17 protein-coding genes are annotated in these 17,081 nt (G+C 74.5%); 7 read left to right on the forward strand and 10 right to left on the reverse strand.

Features of this window, described 5'->3' with window-relative positions; all coding sequences use genetic code 11:
* Nucleotides 1-115: 115 nt before the first annotated feature.
* Nucleotides 116-1,306, forward strand: coding sequence for an FAD-dependent oxidoreductase (locus Ani05nite_RS37485; RefSeq protein WP_203776441.1), 1,191 nt, complete (start codon nt 116-118; stop codon nt 1,304-1,306).
* Nucleotides 1,307-1,417: 111 nt separating this feature from the next.
* On the opposite strand, the gene Ani05nite_RS37490 is transcribed toward Ani05nite_RS37485, so the two are convergent.
* The 10 genes from Ani05nite_RS37490 to Ani05nite_RS37535 all read right to left on the reverse strand — a co-directional run bounded on the left by Ani05nite_RS37490 (nt 1,418) and on the right by Ani05nite_RS37535 (nt 10,676).
* Nucleotides 1,418-2,425: a hypothetical protein gene (locus Ani05nite_RS37490; protein ID WP_203776442.1), complete on the reverse strand. Its 1,008-nt coding sequence runs from the start codon at nt 2,423-2,425 to the stop codon at nt 1,418-1,420.
* A gap of 129 nt (nt 2,426-2,554) precedes the next feature.
* Nucleotides 2,555-2,815, reverse strand: a complete 261-nt coding sequence (locus Ani05nite_RS37495) for an SHOCT domain-containing protein (RefSeq protein ID WP_203776444.1) — start codon at nt 2,813-2,815, stop codon at nt 2,555-2,557.
* A gap of 249 nt (nt 2,816-3,064) precedes the next feature.
* On the reverse strand, nt 3,065-3,697 hold the full coding sequence (locus tag Ani05nite_RS37500) for a DUF305 domain-containing protein (protein WP_239131029.1): 633 nt from the start codon (nt 3,695-3,697) through the stop codon (nt 3,065-3,067).
* A 624-nt stretch (nt 3,698-4,321) separates the two neighbouring features.
* Nucleotides 4,322-5,062 (reverse strand): alpha/beta fold hydrolase, encoded by a 741-nt coding sequence (locus tag Ani05nite_RS37505; protein ID WP_203776446.1) that lies wholly within the window; start codon nt 5,060-5,062, stop codon nt 4,322-4,324.
* Nucleotides 5,059-5,286: a heavy-metal-associated domain-containing protein gene (locus Ani05nite_RS37510; RefSeq protein ID WP_203776448.1), complete on the reverse strand. Its 228-nt coding sequence runs from the start codon at nt 5,284-5,286 to the stop codon at nt 5,059-5,061. Before Ani05nite_RS37510 ends, Ani05nite_RS37505 begins: the two co-directional genes overlap by 4 nt.
* 141 nt (nt 5,287-5,427) lie before the next feature.
* Complete coding sequence (locus tag Ani05nite_RS37515) at nt 5,428-5,823, reverse strand: hypothetical protein (protein ID WP_203776450.1); 396 nt, start codon at nt 5,821-5,823, stop codon at nt 5,428-5,430.
* A 103-nt stretch (nt 5,824-5,926) separates the two neighbouring features.
* Entirely contained in the window at nt 5,927-7,618 is a 1,692-nt protein-coding gene (locus Ani05nite_RS37520; RefSeq protein WP_203776452.1) for a heparinase II/III domain-containing protein, read from the reverse strand.
* A 748-nt stretch (nt 7,619-8,366) separates the two neighbouring features.
* On the reverse strand, nt 8,367-9,626 hold the full coding sequence (locus Ani05nite_RS37525; protein WP_239131032.1) for an RNA polymerase sigma factor: 1,260 nt from the start codon (nt 9,624-9,626) through the stop codon (nt 8,367-8,369).
* On the reverse strand, nt 9,623-9,949 hold the full coding sequence (locus Ani05nite_RS37530; RefSeq protein WP_203776454.1) for a YciI family protein: 327 nt from the start codon (nt 9,947-9,949) through the stop codon (nt 9,623-9,625). The genes Ani05nite_RS37525 and Ani05nite_RS37530 overlap by 4 nt, the downstream gene beginning before the upstream one ends.
* Nucleotides 9,950-10,046: 97 nt before the next feature.
* A complete protein-coding gene (locus tag Ani05nite_RS37535) occupies nt 10,047-10,676 on the reverse strand; it encodes a helix-turn-helix transcriptional regulator (protein WP_203776457.1) in 630 nt (209 codons plus the stop codon).
* 101 nt (nt 10,677-10,777) lie between these two features.
* On the opposite strand from Ani05nite_RS37535, the gene folE reads away from it, so the two are divergent.
* The 6 genes from folE (at nt 10,778) to Ani05nite_RS37565 (ending at nt 16,933) form a co-directional block, all read left to right on the forward strand.
* Nucleotides 10,778-11,374, forward strand: a complete 597-nt coding sequence (gene folE / locus Ani05nite_RS37540) for a GTP cyclohydrolase I FolE (RefSeq protein ID WP_203776459.1) — start codon at nt 10,778-10,780, stop codon at nt 11,372-11,374.
* A 26-nt stretch (nt 11,375-11,400) separates the two neighbouring features.
* The gene (locus Ani05nite_RS37545; protein WP_203776460.1) at nt 11,401-12,639 is read left to right on the forward strand and encodes an NAD(P)/FAD-dependent oxidoreductase; all 1,239 of its coding nucleotides are present in this window, start codon (nt 11,401-11,403) and stop codon (nt 12,637-12,639) included.
* 73 nt (nt 12,640-12,712) lie between these two features.
* Nucleotides 12,713-14,458: a phosphatidylglycerol lysyltransferase domain-containing protein gene (locus tag Ani05nite_RS37550; RefSeq protein WP_203776461.1), complete on the forward strand. Its 1,746-nt coding sequence runs from the start codon at nt 12,713-12,715 to the stop codon at nt 14,456-14,458.
* Entirely contained in the window at nt 14,455-15,213 is a 759-nt protein-coding gene (locus tag Ani05nite_RS37555) for a hypothetical protein (protein WP_203776462.1), read from the forward strand. The genes Ani05nite_RS37550 and Ani05nite_RS37555 overlap by 4 nt, the downstream gene beginning before the upstream one ends.
* Nucleotides 15,210-16,235: an alpha/beta hydrolase gene (locus Ani05nite_RS37560; RefSeq protein ID WP_203776463.1), complete on the forward strand. Its 1,026-nt coding sequence runs from the start codon at nt 15,210-15,212 to the stop codon at nt 16,233-16,235. The genes Ani05nite_RS37555 and Ani05nite_RS37560 overlap by 4 nt, the downstream gene beginning before the upstream one ends.
* Nucleotides 16,232-16,933 carry an SGNH/GDSL hydrolase family protein gene (locus tag Ani05nite_RS37565; protein WP_239131034.1) on the forward strand — a complete coding sequence of 234 codons (702 nt, stop codon included), beginning with the start codon at nt 16,232-16,234 and terminating at the stop codon, nt 16,931-16,933. Before Ani05nite_RS37560 ends, Ani05nite_RS37565 begins: the two co-directional genes overlap by 4 nt.
* The last annotated feature ends 148 nt before the right edge of the window (nt 16,934-17,081 follow it).

Here is a 17,081-nt window from a genome sequence, read left to right on the forward strand (position 1 = left end):
GGGCCCACACCCCTCGGCCCAGACCATGGGATCGGCCCCGGCCCGAAGGCGGCAACCACAGGATATCCGGGTCCTCCCACGGCGGTTCGAGCACGACACCGCAGGAGGAAGAACCATGCGACACGTACGCACGGCCGTCGTCATCGGCGGCGGCATCGCCGGCCCGGTCGCGGCGCTGGCCCTGCACAAGGCCGGCATCGAGGCCACCGTCTTCGAGAGCCACCCCACCTCGGCCGACGGGGTGGGCGGCACCATCGCCCTCGCCCCCAACGGCCTGGCCGCCCTGGACATCGTCGGCGCCGGGCAGCCGACCGTCGCGGTGGGCCGGCCGGCCGGCCGCCAGGTGCTGCGGGTGGGCCGGGGCCGGCGGATCGACCTGCCCGCCCCCGCCGGCGTCGGGCCGCTGCAGGTGGTGCGCCGCGGCGACCTGTACCGGATCCTGCGCGAGCGGGCCGCCGCCGAGGGCATCCGCATCGAGCACGGCCGGCGGCTCGTCGGCGCCCGCGAGGAGCCCGACGCGGTGACCGCCGTCTTCGCCGACGGCGGCGAGGCCCGGGCCGACGTGCTCATCGGCGCCGACGGCGTGCACTCCATCGTCCGCGGGCTCATCGACCCGGCGGCGCCCGGCCCGCGGTACACCGGGATGCTGTCCTTCGAGGGCGTGTCCGCGGCCGAGGTGCCCGAGGAGCCGGGGACCATGACGTTCGCGTTCGGCCGGCGCGGCTACTACCTCTACTGGCCGGCGCCGGGCGGCGGCACGACGGTGGGCATCAACCTGCCCCACCCCCGGCCCCTGACGATCGGCCAGGCGCGGGCCGTGCCCAGCGAGCAGTGGCTGCGCACGCTGGGCGAGGTGTACGGCGAGGACACCCCGGGCGGCGACCTGGTCCGCCGCCTCGCGCCGGCGGACCTGCAGGTCAACGGGGCGCTGTTCAGCATGCCCCCGGTGCCGCACTGGCACCGCGGGCGGATGGTGCTGGCCGGCGACGCGGTGCACGCGCCCTCCAACAGCTCGGGTCAGGGCGCGTCCCTGGCCGTCGAGAGCGCCGTCCAGCTGGCCCGCTGCCTGCGCGACCTGCCGGTGCCGGCGGCCTTCGCGGCCTACGAGCGGCTGCGCCGCGCCCGGGTCGAGGAGGTGGCCGCCCGCGCGGCCACCATCAACCGCTCCAAGACCCCGGGCCCGGTCGCGCAGGCCCTCATGCCCATCCTGATGCCGCTGGTCACCAAGCTGGTGCTGAAGCCGGAGAAGACCCTCGGGCCGGTGCAGCGCTACCGCATCGACTGGCCGGCCCCGGCGACGACCTGACCGGGGTACGCCGGACCCGGTCGCCGACCGCAGCACCGGGCCCCCCGCCTCCGGCGGCTGCCGACCGCGACGCCGCGGTCGGCAGCGCCGGAGCGCGACCGCCGGGCTGGATCAGCGGTACAGGTAGGCCCGGTCGCCGCGGTTGGACAGCAGCTGACCGAGCACGTTGATGTCGACGATCCGGTCCGTCTCCACCAGCCCCCGGGCCGTCAGGTCGGTGACGGTCCCGCCGCGCCACAGGGTGGGCAGGTCGCGCCCGGCGGCGTTCTGCGAGACGCCGGCGACCACGCCGAGCTCGTTGACCGCGTACCCGGTGCCCTCCGGCCCGCCGAGCGTGCCGAGGTCGCTGAGGACCCCGTCGCGCCACCGGAACGGCCGGCGGCTCTGCTCGTCCTTCCAGGCCCAGCCGACCGCCTCGCCCCGGCTGTTGATGTCGTACGGGTAGCTGTGCATCCACGCCGCGGGCGAGTTGAAGTCCCCGAACGTGGTCACCACCCCGTTGCGCAGCACCCCGGCCGAGCAGTCGCACGGATAGCCGTACGGCGACTGGTAGAAGGTGCCCAGCACCTGGCCCCGGTTATTGATCATGATCGTGTCGGTGTAGTCCTCCACCGGGCCCAGGTCGGTCATCACCCCGTCGCGCCAGACGAAGCGGTGCACGTGCTCGTCCGGCACCTGACTCTCGCCGACGACCTGGCCGCGGTCGTTGATGCCGCGCACGTACGTCGAGGGCCGCCCGTTCAGCGAGCCGACGTCGATGATCCGGCCGTGGTCCCAGACCACCCCGTGCAGCGCGCCGGTCGCGTCGGCCGCGGTGCCGGCGACCATCCCGAACTCGTTGACACCGACCGCGGCGGAATACCGGCCGCCCAGCGTGCCCAGGTCGGTCATCACCCCGCGGCGCCAGAGGAAGGCGTGCCGGCTGCCGTCGGCCAGGGTGCTGCTGCCGACCACCGTGCCGGTCTCGGTCAGCTCCGCGGCTGTCGTGCCGGCGCCGCCCAGGGTGCCCAGGTCGATCGCGGTGTACCGGCGCGGGGCCGCGTGCGCCACCGTGGGCGCGGCCACCGGAGCGGCGAGCACGGTCACGGCGACCGCCGCGGCGTACCGGACGAACTTCATGATTCTCCCCCGGGGTCCGACAATGCGAAAGTCCAGTGTGGACCTCCGCGGCGCGGCCCGGGACCGATGATCGGGCAGCCGCGGCCGTCGATCGGCTGGCGTGCCGGGCGCCGGGGCGACGGCTGCGGATCAGCCGCCGGGCATCGTCTCGTTGAGGATCTTGAGGCTGCGGACGTACTGCTCCTCGTCGATGTCGCCGCGGGCGAACCGGTCGGCCAGCACCTGCTGCGGGTTGGGCCCGTGCGCGACGGGCCCGCCGCGCGGCGCGACGGCGCCGGTGTGCCGGATGACCACGACGATGCCGGCGATGATGAGCCCCCAGAACAGCAGGCCGCTCAGGGTCATCAGCGCCATGCCCCAGCCGTTCATGCCGGTTCCGTAGTACATCATGACGGTCTCCTCGGTCACCGCCGCGGCGCACTACCGCCGGACGATGGGCTGCCGGAAACCTTCACCGTGCTCCCGGACAGCCGCGGCGGATACCGGCGAACGGCACCCCCCGCCCGGGCCGAAGGTCCTACCGCCCGTGCGCGAGGGCCGGCCCGGAGGTTCGGCGACCGCGGACGGGACCCGGCGGACCGGCCGGACGCCCCGATCGAGGCGCCCGGCCGGCGCACTGCTTACCGACGGTCGAGGATGTTACAGACGGTCGAGGATGGTCTTCATCGTGGCGATCTCGGCCTGCTGATCGGTGACGATCCGCTGGGCGAGGGCCTGGGCGTCGGTGTTCGAGCCGCTCTTGATCTCGTCCTGCGCCATGGTGACCGCGCCCTCGTGGTGGGCGATCATCATGGTGAGGAACTGCTTGTCGAAGGCGGCGCCCCGGGCCGCGGTCAGGGTCCGCATGTCGGCGTCCGACATGGCGCCCGGCATCGCGCCGTGGCTCATGGCCGGCACGGACATGCCCGGCATCGGGGCCGGCTGCCCCCAGGCGCCCAGCCAGCCGGTCATGGTGTCGATCTCCGGCTGCTGAGCCGCCTTGATCCCGGCGGCCAGGGACTTCACCTCGGCGTCGGACGCGCGGGTCGCGGCCAGGCCGGCCATCTCGACGGCCGCACGGTGGTGCGGGACCATCATCTGGGCGAACATCACGTCGGCGTCGTTGAACGCCGCCGCGGCGGCCGAGGCGCCGGCGGCCGGCGGCGCGGCCGAGCCGTGGTCCATGCCCGAGCCGGACGTGTCGGTGCCGCCGCAGGCGGACAGGGCGAGGAGGGCAGCAGCGGCCGCGCCCGCGAGCAGGGCACGGCGCGACGGCACAGAATTCTTGAACACGACAAAAAGCCTTTCGGAATCGGTACACCTGCGATCAGGACGGGACGTGCCGACCCGAGGGCCGGCCGCATCCCGCCTATATGCGCAGCACCGACCCCGCGGCCAGGGCGAGGCCTCTGCGCCGGACCGGCGGCCCCCGGGACACCACGGACCGGCGGCGCGGTTCCGGCCCACCCGTTCCGCGCGTGCGTGATCCCGCGACGGCCAGGGCGAGCAGGACGAGCATCGCCAGGCCGCCGAGCACGGCGACACAGACTCCCCAACCGGCCGTACCGCCGTGCGGCGACGAGCCCGGGGCGTGGGCGCATCGCCCGTCGCAGACCCCGGCGGACGCGGGCACCGCAACGTCCCTCAGCAGGCCGCGGTCATGGACCGTCGCGCCGGAAGCCATTCCGCCGGGAGCCGCCATCCCGACCAGAGGAACATTCACGGCCAGAGAGGCCATCCCGGCGGAGGCGGCTCCGTGCGGATCCGCGGCCGGGGCGTGCACGCCGGAGTGCCCCAGCGTGTGCATGGTCGCCAGCCCGAAGACCGTGCAGGCGAGCAGGATCAGCCGAGCAAATCGCCCGGTCTGTCCCGTTCCGTCGCTCCGCACCCGTCAAACCTAGCCCGCGCCGTCAGCGCTCACAGCACCGACCGCACGTCGGACCCGAAGCGCGGCACGTCGGCGAGGTGCGCGAACCGGCCCGGGACGCCGTAGACGACCGTGCGGCTTCCGGGGACCGCCGCCGTCTCGCCGGGCGTCCCCTGGCTGTGGACGTCCAACCGCCGGACCGCCGGCGGCAGGCGACCGGCGTCCGGGCCCGCCGATCCCGGGGGCCCGGCGGCGCCGCAGCCGAGGTATCCGGCCAGCAGCGCCGGGTCCGGCTTGGCGGTGACCAGGCCACGGTACGACGGCGGCAGCGCATCGGCCGGCATCGTCGCCAGGTACCGCCGCACGTGGTCACCGTCGACCGGCGTACCGCCGCCGGGCCCGGCGCAGGCATCCACCGTGACCAGGGCGTGCGCGGCGAAGCGGACGGCGAACAGGGCCGCCAGGCCCGCCGAGCCGCCGTGGCCGACCACGACGGGCGCCCGGGTCGCGCCCAGCCCGTGCACCAGGTGCGCCAGGTCCTCCACCACCGCCTCCGGGTGGTAGTGGTCCCGGCCGGGCGAGGCGCCGTGCCCCGGCAGGTCCACGGCGATCATGGTGGCCTCGGTCCGCAGATCGGCGGCGACCGGCCACCACATGGTCCGGTCGAACAGCGGGGCGTGGAGCAGGAGCACCGGCCGGCCGTGGGCGCCCCAGGTGTCGTAACCCAGGGTCCCGCCCGGGGCGGCCCAGCTGCGCGCGGAGCGCACCGGGGCCAGCCAGTCGGCGCTCACGACGCCTGCACCGTCGCCCGGTGGCCGAGCGAGGCGAGGACGGCGACGAGCACCTCGAGGTCGACGCCGGACGGGTCCGTGTCGACGACGGTGCGGCCCGCGGACACGGACGTCTGCGAGCGGTGGACCCCGGACAGGTCTTCGAGAGCCTCGTCGATGCGCGCGGCGCAGGAGGCGGAACGGATGCCGGCGACGGCGAACGTATACGTGCTGTTGTCGCTCATGGAGGTGGTCGTCCCTTTGGCTGGCACGGGCAGAAGGCGCCGCGTCGCTGTCGCCCCGGGGGCGGAGCGGCGAGCGGCGGGAGGGGCCGGACGACGAGGACGCCGCGCGTTGACGGCGGGACCTCGGGCCGGCGGCTTCTGCTACGTGCGCGAGACGCCGAGCGCGTCCAGGGCGACGCGCGGCACTATCCGTCCCGGCGGCAACGGCCGGCGCGGGGCGGCGGCGACCCCGACGGCCCGCGTCGACGGCGCCGTCCACCACGAGGCGACGGTGTGGGTAGCCGCCACCGTTGTCGTCAGCAGGCGACAGGTGTCGGTCACCACCGGATGACCGGACCGGCTGTGGTGATCATGGTGGTGGTGCGCGGCCACGGCCGCGGAGCCGGCGTGCTGCACGGCCGCGGGCCGGGTGGTCACGGCCTCGGGCGAGTCGTCGCAGTGGCCGGGCTGGAGCAGCCCCAGCCCGGTCAGGGCGAGCACGACCGTCAGCCATCGCACGAGACCGGGCCAGGCGGTCGGCGACGGGAGACGGCTCACGGTGGCAGGCTACCCAACGACGGGGCCGGCCCGCGCGGCCGTCACCTTATCGAGCCAGGCCGTCACCCGGCCGGGCTGTCGCCGCCCGGCCGGGTGACGCCACTCAGCTGACCTGGAGGCTGGTGACCGAGGACTGCCCGTACGAGCGGATCACGATCTCGTACGCCCAGACCCGGTTGTTCCACTTGGGGAAGTGCCAGCCCTGCGGGGGCCGGGTGATGCCCTGCACCGCGCTGGACATCCGGCCGGTGGTGGTGATGGTGAGCCGCCGCCCGGACGGGTGCGCGAACACCAGCTTCGTCCCGTTGACGGGGGCCGACACCTTCGTCCACTGCGGATCCAGGTGGAAGTACTGCCGCCACAGGCTCTTCGACGGATACGTGTCGGTGATCTTCATGGTCTTCGTGTCGCGGTTGACGTTGATGTTGCGGTTGTGGGTGATTCCGAACATCGTGTCCTGGGTCGTCCAGGCGTGGGCGGGCCCCTGGACGACGCTGCCGGTCACCTTGCCGCCCGCGGAGGTCACCGAGCCGCCGTCGGGCAGCGCCACGTTGTGACTGTTCGGTGACATCTGGTAGGCGTTGTAGTTGTTCGCGGCGTCGTAGCTGAACCGGCCGGGGCCGACCAGCACCCGCACGCCGGCCACGCTGAAGGTCACCCCGCCGCCGCGGTCGTGCTGGCCGTGCGCGCGGCGCGGCGGCCCGGTCCGGACGGTGTAGTAGACGGCGTTCGGATCGGTCCACGACCAGCGGCCGATCACCCAGCCGGTCTGGTCGTCGCGCAGCACGCGCGGCGTGCTCAGCGTCGGCGCCGCCCCGGTGATCTCGTCGGAGTCCCCGATCTGCACGATGACCCCGTCCAGCTCGGTCATCCACTCGTAGGCGACCCGGGCCGTGGCCACGATCTTGCCGATCGAGGCGGCCGCGTCCTCGGAACCGGGCGTGCTCTGCAGGACCGTCACCGCATTACCCCACAACACGGCGTTACCGCCCTGGTACGCCGACGACTGCTCGTAGGTGATGCCCTGCGAGGAGAACGCCTGCGGCGCCTCGCTGGTCATCCGCTTGACGGCGGTGGACTTCCACGACGGCACCCCGAGCTGCTCACCGGCCCGCACCAGTTGCAGGTTGGCCATCAGACCGTGGTTGTGCACGGAGTAGTTGGGCGGACCGTAGTAGCGCGGCCCGAGCAGCACCTTGGCGTCGGCGGTCATGCCGGTCCGCAGCGACTCCGCGGCGCTGAGCGCGTACAGGCAGTTCTCCGTCTCCAGGCGGCGCAGCGCCGTGCCCTCGTCCCAGCCGTAGTTGTTGTTGCCGGGGTCGGGGTTCTGGCGGTGGAAGGTGACCGCCTGGTCGACGAGCGCACCCAGCGATTGCAGCTGGCCGTCGATGGCCGCCCGCCGCGCCAAGGACTTCATCCACATCAGGCCCTGGAACTGCAGCCGCCAGGACGGGTCCGCGACGGGCGGATCACGCCAGGCCGTTGCGGGGATCCGCCCGACGGTGAAGGCCGGCGCGGGCGGCATCGTGACCACGATGGGCTCGCCGTCGGGCACCGGGTCGGGCGCCGCCGGGCCGCAGCGGGCGTCCGCGGTCGGATCCGGCGCCAGCTGCGGCGACGGTGGACCGTAGAGCTGCTCGAGGGCGTTGATGTCGTCGATGGCTACCGGGTCCAGGGGTAGCACGTGCGCACCCGCGGACCCGGCATCCGCCAGGGGCGCCGCGCCCGCGGAGGGCGCTGCGAAAAGCATTGCGGTGAGCGCCAGCACGGCGCCGGCCACAGCCGATTTGCGCATTCTCGTCACCATCCTGTCGGGACCGATTCGCCGACCCGCCCCCGTGATCGACGAATTCGATAAAAGGAGGCTCTCCCGCGCATTCAACTCCGGCCCGGCCGCTCGCAACACCGCACAAAGGATGGAAATGACGGGGCTTCCGGCCCCGGAAACCGGCTGCCCGGCGCGCACACGGCCGAATGCGCGGAATCGGTGAATGTGCCTGATCCGGTAAACCTCCCGTGGTGGCCGGGCGAGGAGTCGAACCTCGCATGTAGGCGCGGGGAAATCCCTCGGTCCGCCTCACCCTGTTCGGGTAGTTGCCGCATGTCTACCGGCCTTGCTCGGGCTTTTCCGCCCTTCCCCCTGATCCTGCGCCGGATGGCGCGCGGCAGGCAGGGCCGGACGGCCGCCGGCCGGGAGGCGCCGGGCCCCCGGCGGACGGGACCCGCGCGTGCGCAGCACGCGTACGTCCATCGTGGACGGCGTGCCGAAATGGCGCCGCTAGGGCGAATCTGATGGATCATGTCTTTGCTCGGTTCGATTTGAAGGCCCGTTCGATCTGGTTGCGGTCCTGGTACCGCTCGGGGTCGAAGATGGGTGGCCTGCCGCCGGTTCGCCCGGGAGCCGTGGGCTTTATCGGCGGTCAAATGATCGAGTCAGTTGCGGGGACGGCCGTTGCCGCGGGCCGCGAGAAGCCCGCATCGGCCGGCAATCTGTACTCGGTCCTGGCCCGGGTCCCGCCTTGTTCCCACTGCGAGAACCGGGGTTAGACCGTCTTCCAGGGCTCGGCAGCAACGGCCAGCTGATCGCGGCGGCGCGTCAGGTAGGCGGTCTCGGCGGTGTTGCCCGCCAGCTCGATGGCCCGGTCGTACGCCGCGCGCGCCTCCCGGCTGCGGCCCAGCCGGCGCAGCAGGTCGGCCCGGGCCGCCTGGTAGGCGTGATAGCCGGCCAGCCTCTGCTCGAGACGATCGACGGCCGCCAGCGCCACCTCCGGTCCGTCGAGCTCGGCGACGGCCACGGCCCGGTTGAGGGCGACGATCGGCGACGGGTCGAGGCGGACGAGCTGGTCGTAGAGGGCGACGATCTGCGACCAGTCCGTGTCGCGGGCGTCGCGGGCGGAGGTGTGGACGGCGTTTATCGCCGCGAGGATCTGGTAGCGGCCCGGGGCCACGCCGGCGGCCAGGCGCTCGCGCACCAGCCGGTGGCCTTCGACGATCAGCGCCGCGTCCCAGGCCCCGCGGTCCTGCTCGGCCAGGGTGACCAGCTCGCCGCCGGCCGAGACCCGGGCGGCGCGGCGGGCCTCGGTGAGCAGCATCAGCGCCAGCAGCCCGGCCACCTCGCCGTCGTCGGGCAGCAGGGCCCGGATCAGGCGGGCCAGCCGGACGGCCTCGGCGGTCAGGTCGGGCCGGACCGGGTCGGTGCCGGGGCCGGTGGCCAGGTAGCCCTCGTTGAAGACGAGGAAGAGCACCGCGAGGACGCCGGAGACGCGGCCCGGGAGGTCGCCCGCGGCCGGCACCCGGTACGGGATGCGCGCCGCCTTGATCTTGGCCTTGGCCCGGGTGATCCGCTGCCCCATGGCGGCCTCCTGCACCAGGAAGGCGCGCGCGATCTCGGGCACGGTGAGGCCGCCGACCATCCGCAGGGTCAGCGCGACGCGGGTCTCCATCGCGAGCGCCGGATGACAGCACGTGAAGATCAGCCGGAGCCGCTCGTCGTCGATCGCGCCGCCCGGCTCGCCCGGGTCGTCGGCGGACGCCATCCAGGCCTCCCTCTGCTTGTCGGCGCGCTTGCTCTCCCGCCGGATCCGGTCGATGGCCTTGCGGGTGGCGGTGGTGGTCAGCCAGGCGCCGGGATTCGGGGGTACGCCGTCGGCCGGCCACCGTTGCACGGCGGTCGCGAACGCCTCGGCGGCCGCCTCCTCGGCGACGTCGAGGTCACCGAACTTCCTGGTCAGGCCGGCGACCACCCGCGCCCACTCCGCGCGGTGGACCCGGGTGATCGCCTCCTGCACGCCGGGCCGGGTCACAGGAACGGCCGCACCTCGACCCGCCGGTTGCAGGCCCTCGAACCCTCGGCGGCGAGCTTGAGCGCCACGTCGAGGTCGGCCGCCTCCATGACCCAGAAGCCGGCCAGGTACTCCTTGGTCTCCACGAACGGCCCGTCGGTGAACACCGGCTCCCCGCCGCCCCGGTTGTCGATGACGGTGGCCGAGCTGGGCGCGGCGAGGCCGCCGGCGAAGACCCAGTGGCCCTGCGCCTGGAGCCGGTCGTTGAACACGTCGACGGCGGCCATCTCGTCCGCGGTACCGGAGTCGGTCCTGTCGTCGATCACGGAAACCAGGTACTGCATCTCGGCTCATCTCCTGTGGTCCGGGCGACCCCGGCGGTCGCGCTCACCCCTGCCACGAACGGCCCGGCCGCGATCCGACACCGCCACCGGAGATTCTTCACCGCGGCGGCGGGGTCAGCAGCTCGACACAGCAGGCTCCGGGGCGGGGGGCCAGGCGCGCCGGCCCGGCCTCGTCCAGACCGCCCAGCAGGCCGGTGACGAAGTGCAGGTTGAGGTCGCAGACCAGGGCCGTGTGCCGCGCGGCCAGGGCATGGAACGGGCAGTTGCGCAGCCGCACGCGGTCGGCCTGGACCTGGGGCTCGAAGCCGAGCTGGGCCAGCGCGTCGAGGAGGCCCGCCCCGCGCAGCCCGGCGCCCAGGTCGCGTCCGCGCCGGTGGGCCACCTCGGCCGGGGCCTGCTCGGCGGTCACCGCCTCGGCCAGGATGTCGGCGATCAGCTCGTACTGCCGCTGCGGGACGGTGACGGCCAGGCCGTCGCCGAGCGGCTCGTACACCTTGGGCGCGCGGCCGCGACCGCGGGGCCGGCCCGTCGGGGCCTCGTAGCGGGCGGCGAGCAGGCCGGCGTCCACCAGCTTGTCGAGGTGGAAGGCCGCGAGGCCACGCGACATGGCGGTCGCGGCGGCGGCCTCCTCGCGGCCGACCGGGTGGTCCTGGCGGCGCACGTAGTCGTACAGCGCGCGGCGGGAGGCGTCGACCAGCGTCGCCACGGCGGTCCAGCGGTCGGTCACGGCGCCAGATTATCACCAACAGCCGCTATTGCATTTGGGGACGCCGGCGGTCCAGGATGGCAATAACACCAGTCGACGTTAGCGAAAAGGGAGAGGCTCCGATGACGGCCACCGCAGAACGCGTCATTCCCCGCCGTACCGCGGCCGACCCGGCCGGCGCCGAGCACGCGGCCGCGGACTTCCTCACCGCCCTGGGCCTGGACCTGTCCGCCCCCGGGCTGTCGGAGACGCCGGCGCGCATGGCCCGGGCCTACGCCGAGCTGCTGACCCCGCGGGCGTTCGACCTGACCACGTTCGACAACGAGGAGGGCTACGACGAGCTCGTGCTGGCCCGCGCGATCCCGATCAGATCGGTGTGTGAGCACCACCTGCTGCCGTTCATCGGGGTGGCGCACGTCGGTTACCTGCCCGGCGACCGCATCCTCGGGCTCTCGAAGCTGGCCCGCGTGGTGGAGCTCTTCGCCCACGGCGCGCAGGTGCAGGAGCGCCTCACCCGGCAGGTGGCCGACTGGCTCGACCGGCACCTGCACGCCCGCGGTGTCGGCGTGGTGATCGAGGCCGAGCACCTGTGCATGAGCCTGCGCGGCGTGCAGGCGGTCGGCGCCCGCACCGTCACCTCCACCCTGCTGGGCACACTGCGCGACGACGGCCGGTCGCGGGCCGAGTTCTTCGCCCTCGCCCGGCCGGGTGACCGGTGAACCCCGATCCGGCAAGGAGAGACCCCATGGCCGACCACCGCACGTTCGTCATCGTCGGCGCCGGACTCGCCGGCGCCACCGCCGCCGAGACCCTGCGCGCCGAGGGATTCACCGGCCGGGTGGTCCTGCTCGGCAGCGAGCCGGAACGCCCGTACGAGCGCCCGCCGCTGTCCAAGGGCCTGCTGCTGGGCACCGCCACGCCGGACAGCGTCCACGTGCACGACGCGGACTGGTATCCCGGGCACGGGGTGGAGCTGCGCACCGGCTGCCCCGTCACCGCGATCGACCGGGCCACTCACCGGGTTCGGCTGACCGGCGGCGAGGAGCTGGCCTACGACAAGCTCCTGCTGGCCACCGGGGCCGGCCCGCGCGACCTGCCGGTGCCCGGCGCCGACCTCGACGGCGTGCTCCGGCTGCGCACCCTGGCCGACTCCGCCCGCCTCGCGGAGTCCGTGGTCGCGGGCGCCCGGCTGGTGATCATCGGCGCCGGTTGGATCGGGCTGGAGATCGCCGCGGCGGCCCGCGCGCGCGGCGCCGCTGTCACCGTCGTCGAGACCGCCGCCCTCCCCCTGCAGCGCGTCCTGGGCGACCGGCTGGCCGCATCCTTCGCCGCCCTGCACCGCGAGCACGGCGTCGTCTTCCGGTTCGGCGCCCACACCCGTGAGCTACGCGGGACCGGCCGGGTGTCGCAGGTCGTCCTGACCGACGGCACCGTCCTGGACGCCGACGTCGTCCTGATCGCCGTCGGCGTCACACCGGACACCCGGCTCGCCGAGGCGGCCTCGCTGGCCGTGGACAACGGCATCCTCGTCGACGGCGGGCTGCGCACCGAGGACCCCGACATCTTCGCCGCCGGCGACGTCGCCAACTGGCGGCATCCCCTGCTCGGCGCCCGGATCCGGGTCGAACACTGGGCCAACGCCCGCGAGTCCGGGCCGGCCGCCGCCCGCGCCATGCTGGGCCGGCCGGTCAGCTACGACCGCCTGCCGTACTTCTTCACCGACCAGTACGACCTCGGCCTGGAGTACGCCGGCTGGACACCGCCGGGGACCGCGACCGAGCTGGTCATCCGCGGTGACGTCGACCGCCGCGAGTTCGTGGCGTTCTGGACGGCCGGCGGCCGGGTGCTGGCCGGCATGAACGTGAACGTCTGGGACGTCACCGACCCGATCCAGGACCTGATCCGCGCCGGCCTGTCCGGGGCCACGGTGGACCCGGCCGCCCTGGCGGACCCGGCCGTCGCGCTGCAGGACCTCATCTCCTGAGCCGGCCGGGGGACACAGCAAGGACACAGAAAGCTTTAGGCTGGCCCCAAGCCCACGGACAGACGATCCCCCCATGACGCAGTTGCCGGCGGAGTCCGACCGGGCCGCCGAGACGTGGCGGCCCCAGCCCCCGCTGTCCCGCGCCGCCGTCGCCCGGCTGGTCCAGCTGGCCGGTCTGTACAACGTGCTGACCGTGGTCCTGCCCGCCCCCCACGGCCGGCTCGGCGAGCTGGCCGGGCTGCTGCCGATGGCCGGCGTCCTCACCGCCCGGGCGGCCACCGCCGCCTCCGGTCTCCTGCTGGTCTACCTCGGCGCGGGACTGCGCCGGGGCAAGCGACGGGCCTGGCAGGTCGCTGTGGTGGTGGCCGGCGGCGGGGTCACGCTGCACCTGGCGCAGGGCTGGCGGCTCGACGCCGCCGCCGTCTCCGCCGCGCTGCTGGTCATGCTGATCGTGGTCCGCCGCCGGTTCCAGGCCCTGGCCGACCCGGTCAACCGGTGGCGCGCCCTGCTCGCGTTCCTCGGCTTCGCCGGCGCCGGCTTCCTGCTGGGCCTGCTCGAGATAGCGGCACGGGCCAACCGGCTCGAGGGCCGCCCCGGGGTGCTCGCCTGGGCCAAGGAGGCGGCGCTGGGCCTGGCCGGCGTCTCCGGGCCGGTGCGGTTCGTGCATCCGCTGGGCGGCGAGGCGGTCAGCTACACCACCGGCATGTTCGGCCTGCTGTCGGTCGCGGTGGCCGTGGTGCTGCTGCTGCGCCCGGCCCACCGGCTGCCGCAGCGCACCGCGGAGGACGACTTGATCGTCCGGGACCTGGTGCGGCGGCACGGCGGGGCCGACTCGCTGGGCTACTTCGCCCTGCGCCCGGACAAATCGTTGCTCTGGGCGCCCTCGCGCCGGGCGGTGATCGCGTACCGGGTGGTCAACGGGGTCAGCCTGGCCTCCGGCGACCCGATCGGGATGGCGTCGCAGTGGCCGCAGACCATCGCGGCGTGGCTGCGGGACTGCGCCCGGCACGGCTGGACGCCGGCCGTGCTGGGATGCGGGAACGCGGCCGGCCGGGCGTACCGCAAGGCCGGGCTGGACGTGGTGGAGCTCGGTGACGAGGCGATCCTGGAAGTCGCCTCGTTCGGCCTGGACGGGCGGGCCATGCGGGGCGTCCGCCAGGCGGTCGCCCGGGTGCGGCGGGCCGGTTACACCTGCGAGGTCTCCCGGCTGCGGGACCTGACGCCGGAGGCACTGGCCGAGGCCAAGCAGGCCGCCGACGCCTTCCGCGACGGCCGGGTGGAACGGGGTTTCTCGATGGCGCTGTCCCGCCTCGGCGATCCGGGCGACGAGGACTGCCTGTTCGTCGTCGGCCGCGACGCGGACGGCCGGATCCGGGGGCTGCTGCACTACGTGCCCTGGGGCGCGGACGGGCTGTCCCTGGACCTGATGCGCGGCGACCGCACGGCGGAGAACGGGCTCACCGAGTTCATGGTGGTCACCACCATGACCGCCGCACCGGAGCTGGGCGTGCGCCGGATCTCGCTGAACTTCGCCGTGCTGCGGTCGGTGTTCGCCCGCGCCGACGAGCTCGGCGCGGGACCGGTGCTGCGGCTGTCGCACCACGTGCTCCGGGCCGCCTCGCGCTTCTGGCAGATCGAGTCGCTGTACCGGGCCAACGCCAAGTACCAGCCGGCCTGGCAGCCCCGCTACCTGTGCTTCCCGTCGGTCCGCGAGCTGCCGCGGATCGCGGTCGCGGCGCTGTCGGCCGAGGCCTTCCTGCCCGGCGCCGGACGGCGGCCGGCGCCCGGGCCGTCCGCCCCGCTGGAGCTGAGCCGATGACGCTCATCGGCGTACCGCTGATCCTGGTCGCCGGCGCGGCGACGCTGACCGTCATCGGGTTGCTGGGGTGGTCCTGGAACCGTGGCGGCCGCCGGCGACGGCTGCCCACCCGCGTCCTGGGCGTGCTGCTCGGCGAGGCGCTGCTGGTGCTCACCATCGGGCTCGTCGCCAACCGGCAGGAACTGTTCTATCCGTCGTGGCAGGCCCTGGCCGGGCGGACCAGCACCACCGCCGGCAGCGTGCCGGTGGCGGCCGGACGGCTGGACGCCTCCCTCGCCCGCCACCCGGACCAGCCGTGGCAGCCGGCCGGATCCGCCGCCTGGCACCTCGCGGCGCCGCCAGCGGTGACGGTGCCCGCCGCGTACCCGGTGCGGCCGGTCGCCTTCCCGGTGCTGCTCGCCCTGGGCGGCCGGCCCGCCCCCGCGGACCTGGTCGAGGTGCGGCTCGAGCCCGGCCCCCGGACGGATGCGCTGGCCGGGCTGCCGGGATTGCTGGCCGGCGACCTGAGAGTAACCTCGCACGGGTGGGTCATCGTGGCCGCGGCCGCCCGGGTGCCCCTGGCCGGGCGCCTGGTGGCGGAGTTCCCCGGCCGGTTCACCGCGCTGGCCGTGACCGGGCACGCCGCCACCCCGCCCGGATGTCCGGTCCCGGTGCACGACTTCGCGACCTGGGCCGCCGCGACCAGGTGGGCCGTCGCGCAGAGCCCGCCGGCGCTGGAGCCCGCGCGGGTTCTCCCGCCCGCCGAACCGTCATGACGATCGAGGGACTGCCGCTGCTGCTGACCGGTCTGGCCGCGGTGCTGGCCACCGCGGTGGCGGTCGCCGTGCTCTGGGACCGGGCCGGGCGCATCACCCGCGCCGCGCTGGTCGCTGCCTGCGTGCTGAGCCTGGCGGCCACCGTCGCGCTGCAGCTGAACCGGCTCACCGAGACGTACACCAGCTGGGCGGCCCTGGCCGGGGAACGCGATCCGGCCGTGCCGCCCGGCCCGGGCCCGGTCGCCGCGCCGTCGGGGCCCGGCGGCCGCGTCGTGCGGCTCGCGGTGGCCGGCCGGGCCTCGGGGATGACGATGCCCGCCTACGTCTACCTACCGCCCGGCTACCAGCGGGGACACCAGCGTTATCCGGTGATCGAGGCCCTGCACGGCTTCCCCGGGTCCCCGAAGTCGTGGCTGCGCCGGCTCGACGTGCGCCGGCACCTGGACCAGGAGATCGCCGCCGGGCGGATGGCACCGGCGCTGGTGGTGTTCCCGTACCAGACCCCGGATCCCATGGTCGACACCGAGTGCACCGACCTGGCCGGCGGTCCGCGGGCGGAGACCTTCCTGACGGTGGACGTGCCGGCGGCGGTCCGGGCGAGCTACCGGGTCCGGACCGGCCGGGGCGCCTGGGGTCTGATCGGCTACTCGGCCGGCGGGTTCTGCGCCGCCGACCTGCTGCTGCGGCACCCGGGCCAGTACGCGGCGGCGGCGAGCCTGTCCGGGTACGCCTCGCCGGGCATCCGCGTCGGCGACGGCTCCGAGCGGACGACCAACAACGTGGGCTGGCGGCTGCGGCACCTGCCGCAGCCACCGGCCGGGCTGTATCTGGGGTACACCGCCGACGACCCGCATTCGCGCCGCGACAGCAGCCTGATGGCCGGTCTGGCCACCGCGCCGCTCGCGGTCACCACGGGGGTCGTGGCCCACGGTGGACACAGCGACGCGGCGTGGGAGCTCATGGAGCCGGCCGCCTTCGACTGGCTCTCGTCCTGGCTGGCCCGCCCCGCGGAGGCGCCGTGAGGTTCCCGGTCGCGCTGCTCGCCGTCGGGGCGCTGGCCGGCTGCGCGACCACGCCACCGGCGCCGGCGCCCCCGGTCACCGTGGTCACCTTCGGCGACTCGGTCCCGGCCGGCACCGCCTGCGACTGCACGCCCTTCCCCGGCCTCTACGCCACGATGCTGTCCCCCGCGGCGGAGTCGGACGACCTGGCCGAGGCGGGCGCGACGTCGCTCGGTGTCCGCCGCCAGCTGGCCACCGGGCGGGCCCGGGCCGAGGTCCGCCGGGCGAACGTCGTGCTGATCATGGCCGGCGCCAACGACGTCGCGGCGGACCTCGACGACGGCTCGTACACCGAGGCCGTGGCGGCGGTACGCGCGAACGTGACCGCCGCGGTGAGCTCGGTGCGCCAGCTGCGACCGGGAGTGGCGGTGTTGGTGTTCGGCTACTGGAACGTCGTCGAGGACGGCGAGGTGGGGGCGCGCAAGTACGACGACGACCGGCGCTCCACGGCCGGCGCGGCCACGCTGGCCTGCAACGCGGCACTGCTCGCGGCGGCCGCCGACGCCGGTGCGACCTACGTCGACACGCTGGCCCCGTTCAAGGGCAGCGCCGGGACGGGCGACCCGACACCGGTGCTCGCGGCCGACGGTGATCACCCGAATGCCGCCGGGCACGCGCTGCTGGCGCAGGCCGCGTACCGGGCCCGGGCCACGCCGTAGGGCGCGCCGCCGGCGGGTCGTTACCGGCCGGAATGCCGAGCGATGACTTTTGTCATCGAACAATGGTGACCGTTGTCATCGGCCGGCCCTGTGATCTTCACCTTGACAATTGTCCGTGCCACGATGATGGTGGCGCGCACATTCCGAC

This window comes from Actinoplanes nipponensis (genome assembly GCF_016862275.1).
GTDB lineage: Bacteria > Actinomycetota > Actinomycetes > Mycobacteriales > Micromonosporaceae > Actinoplanes > Actinoplanes nipponensis.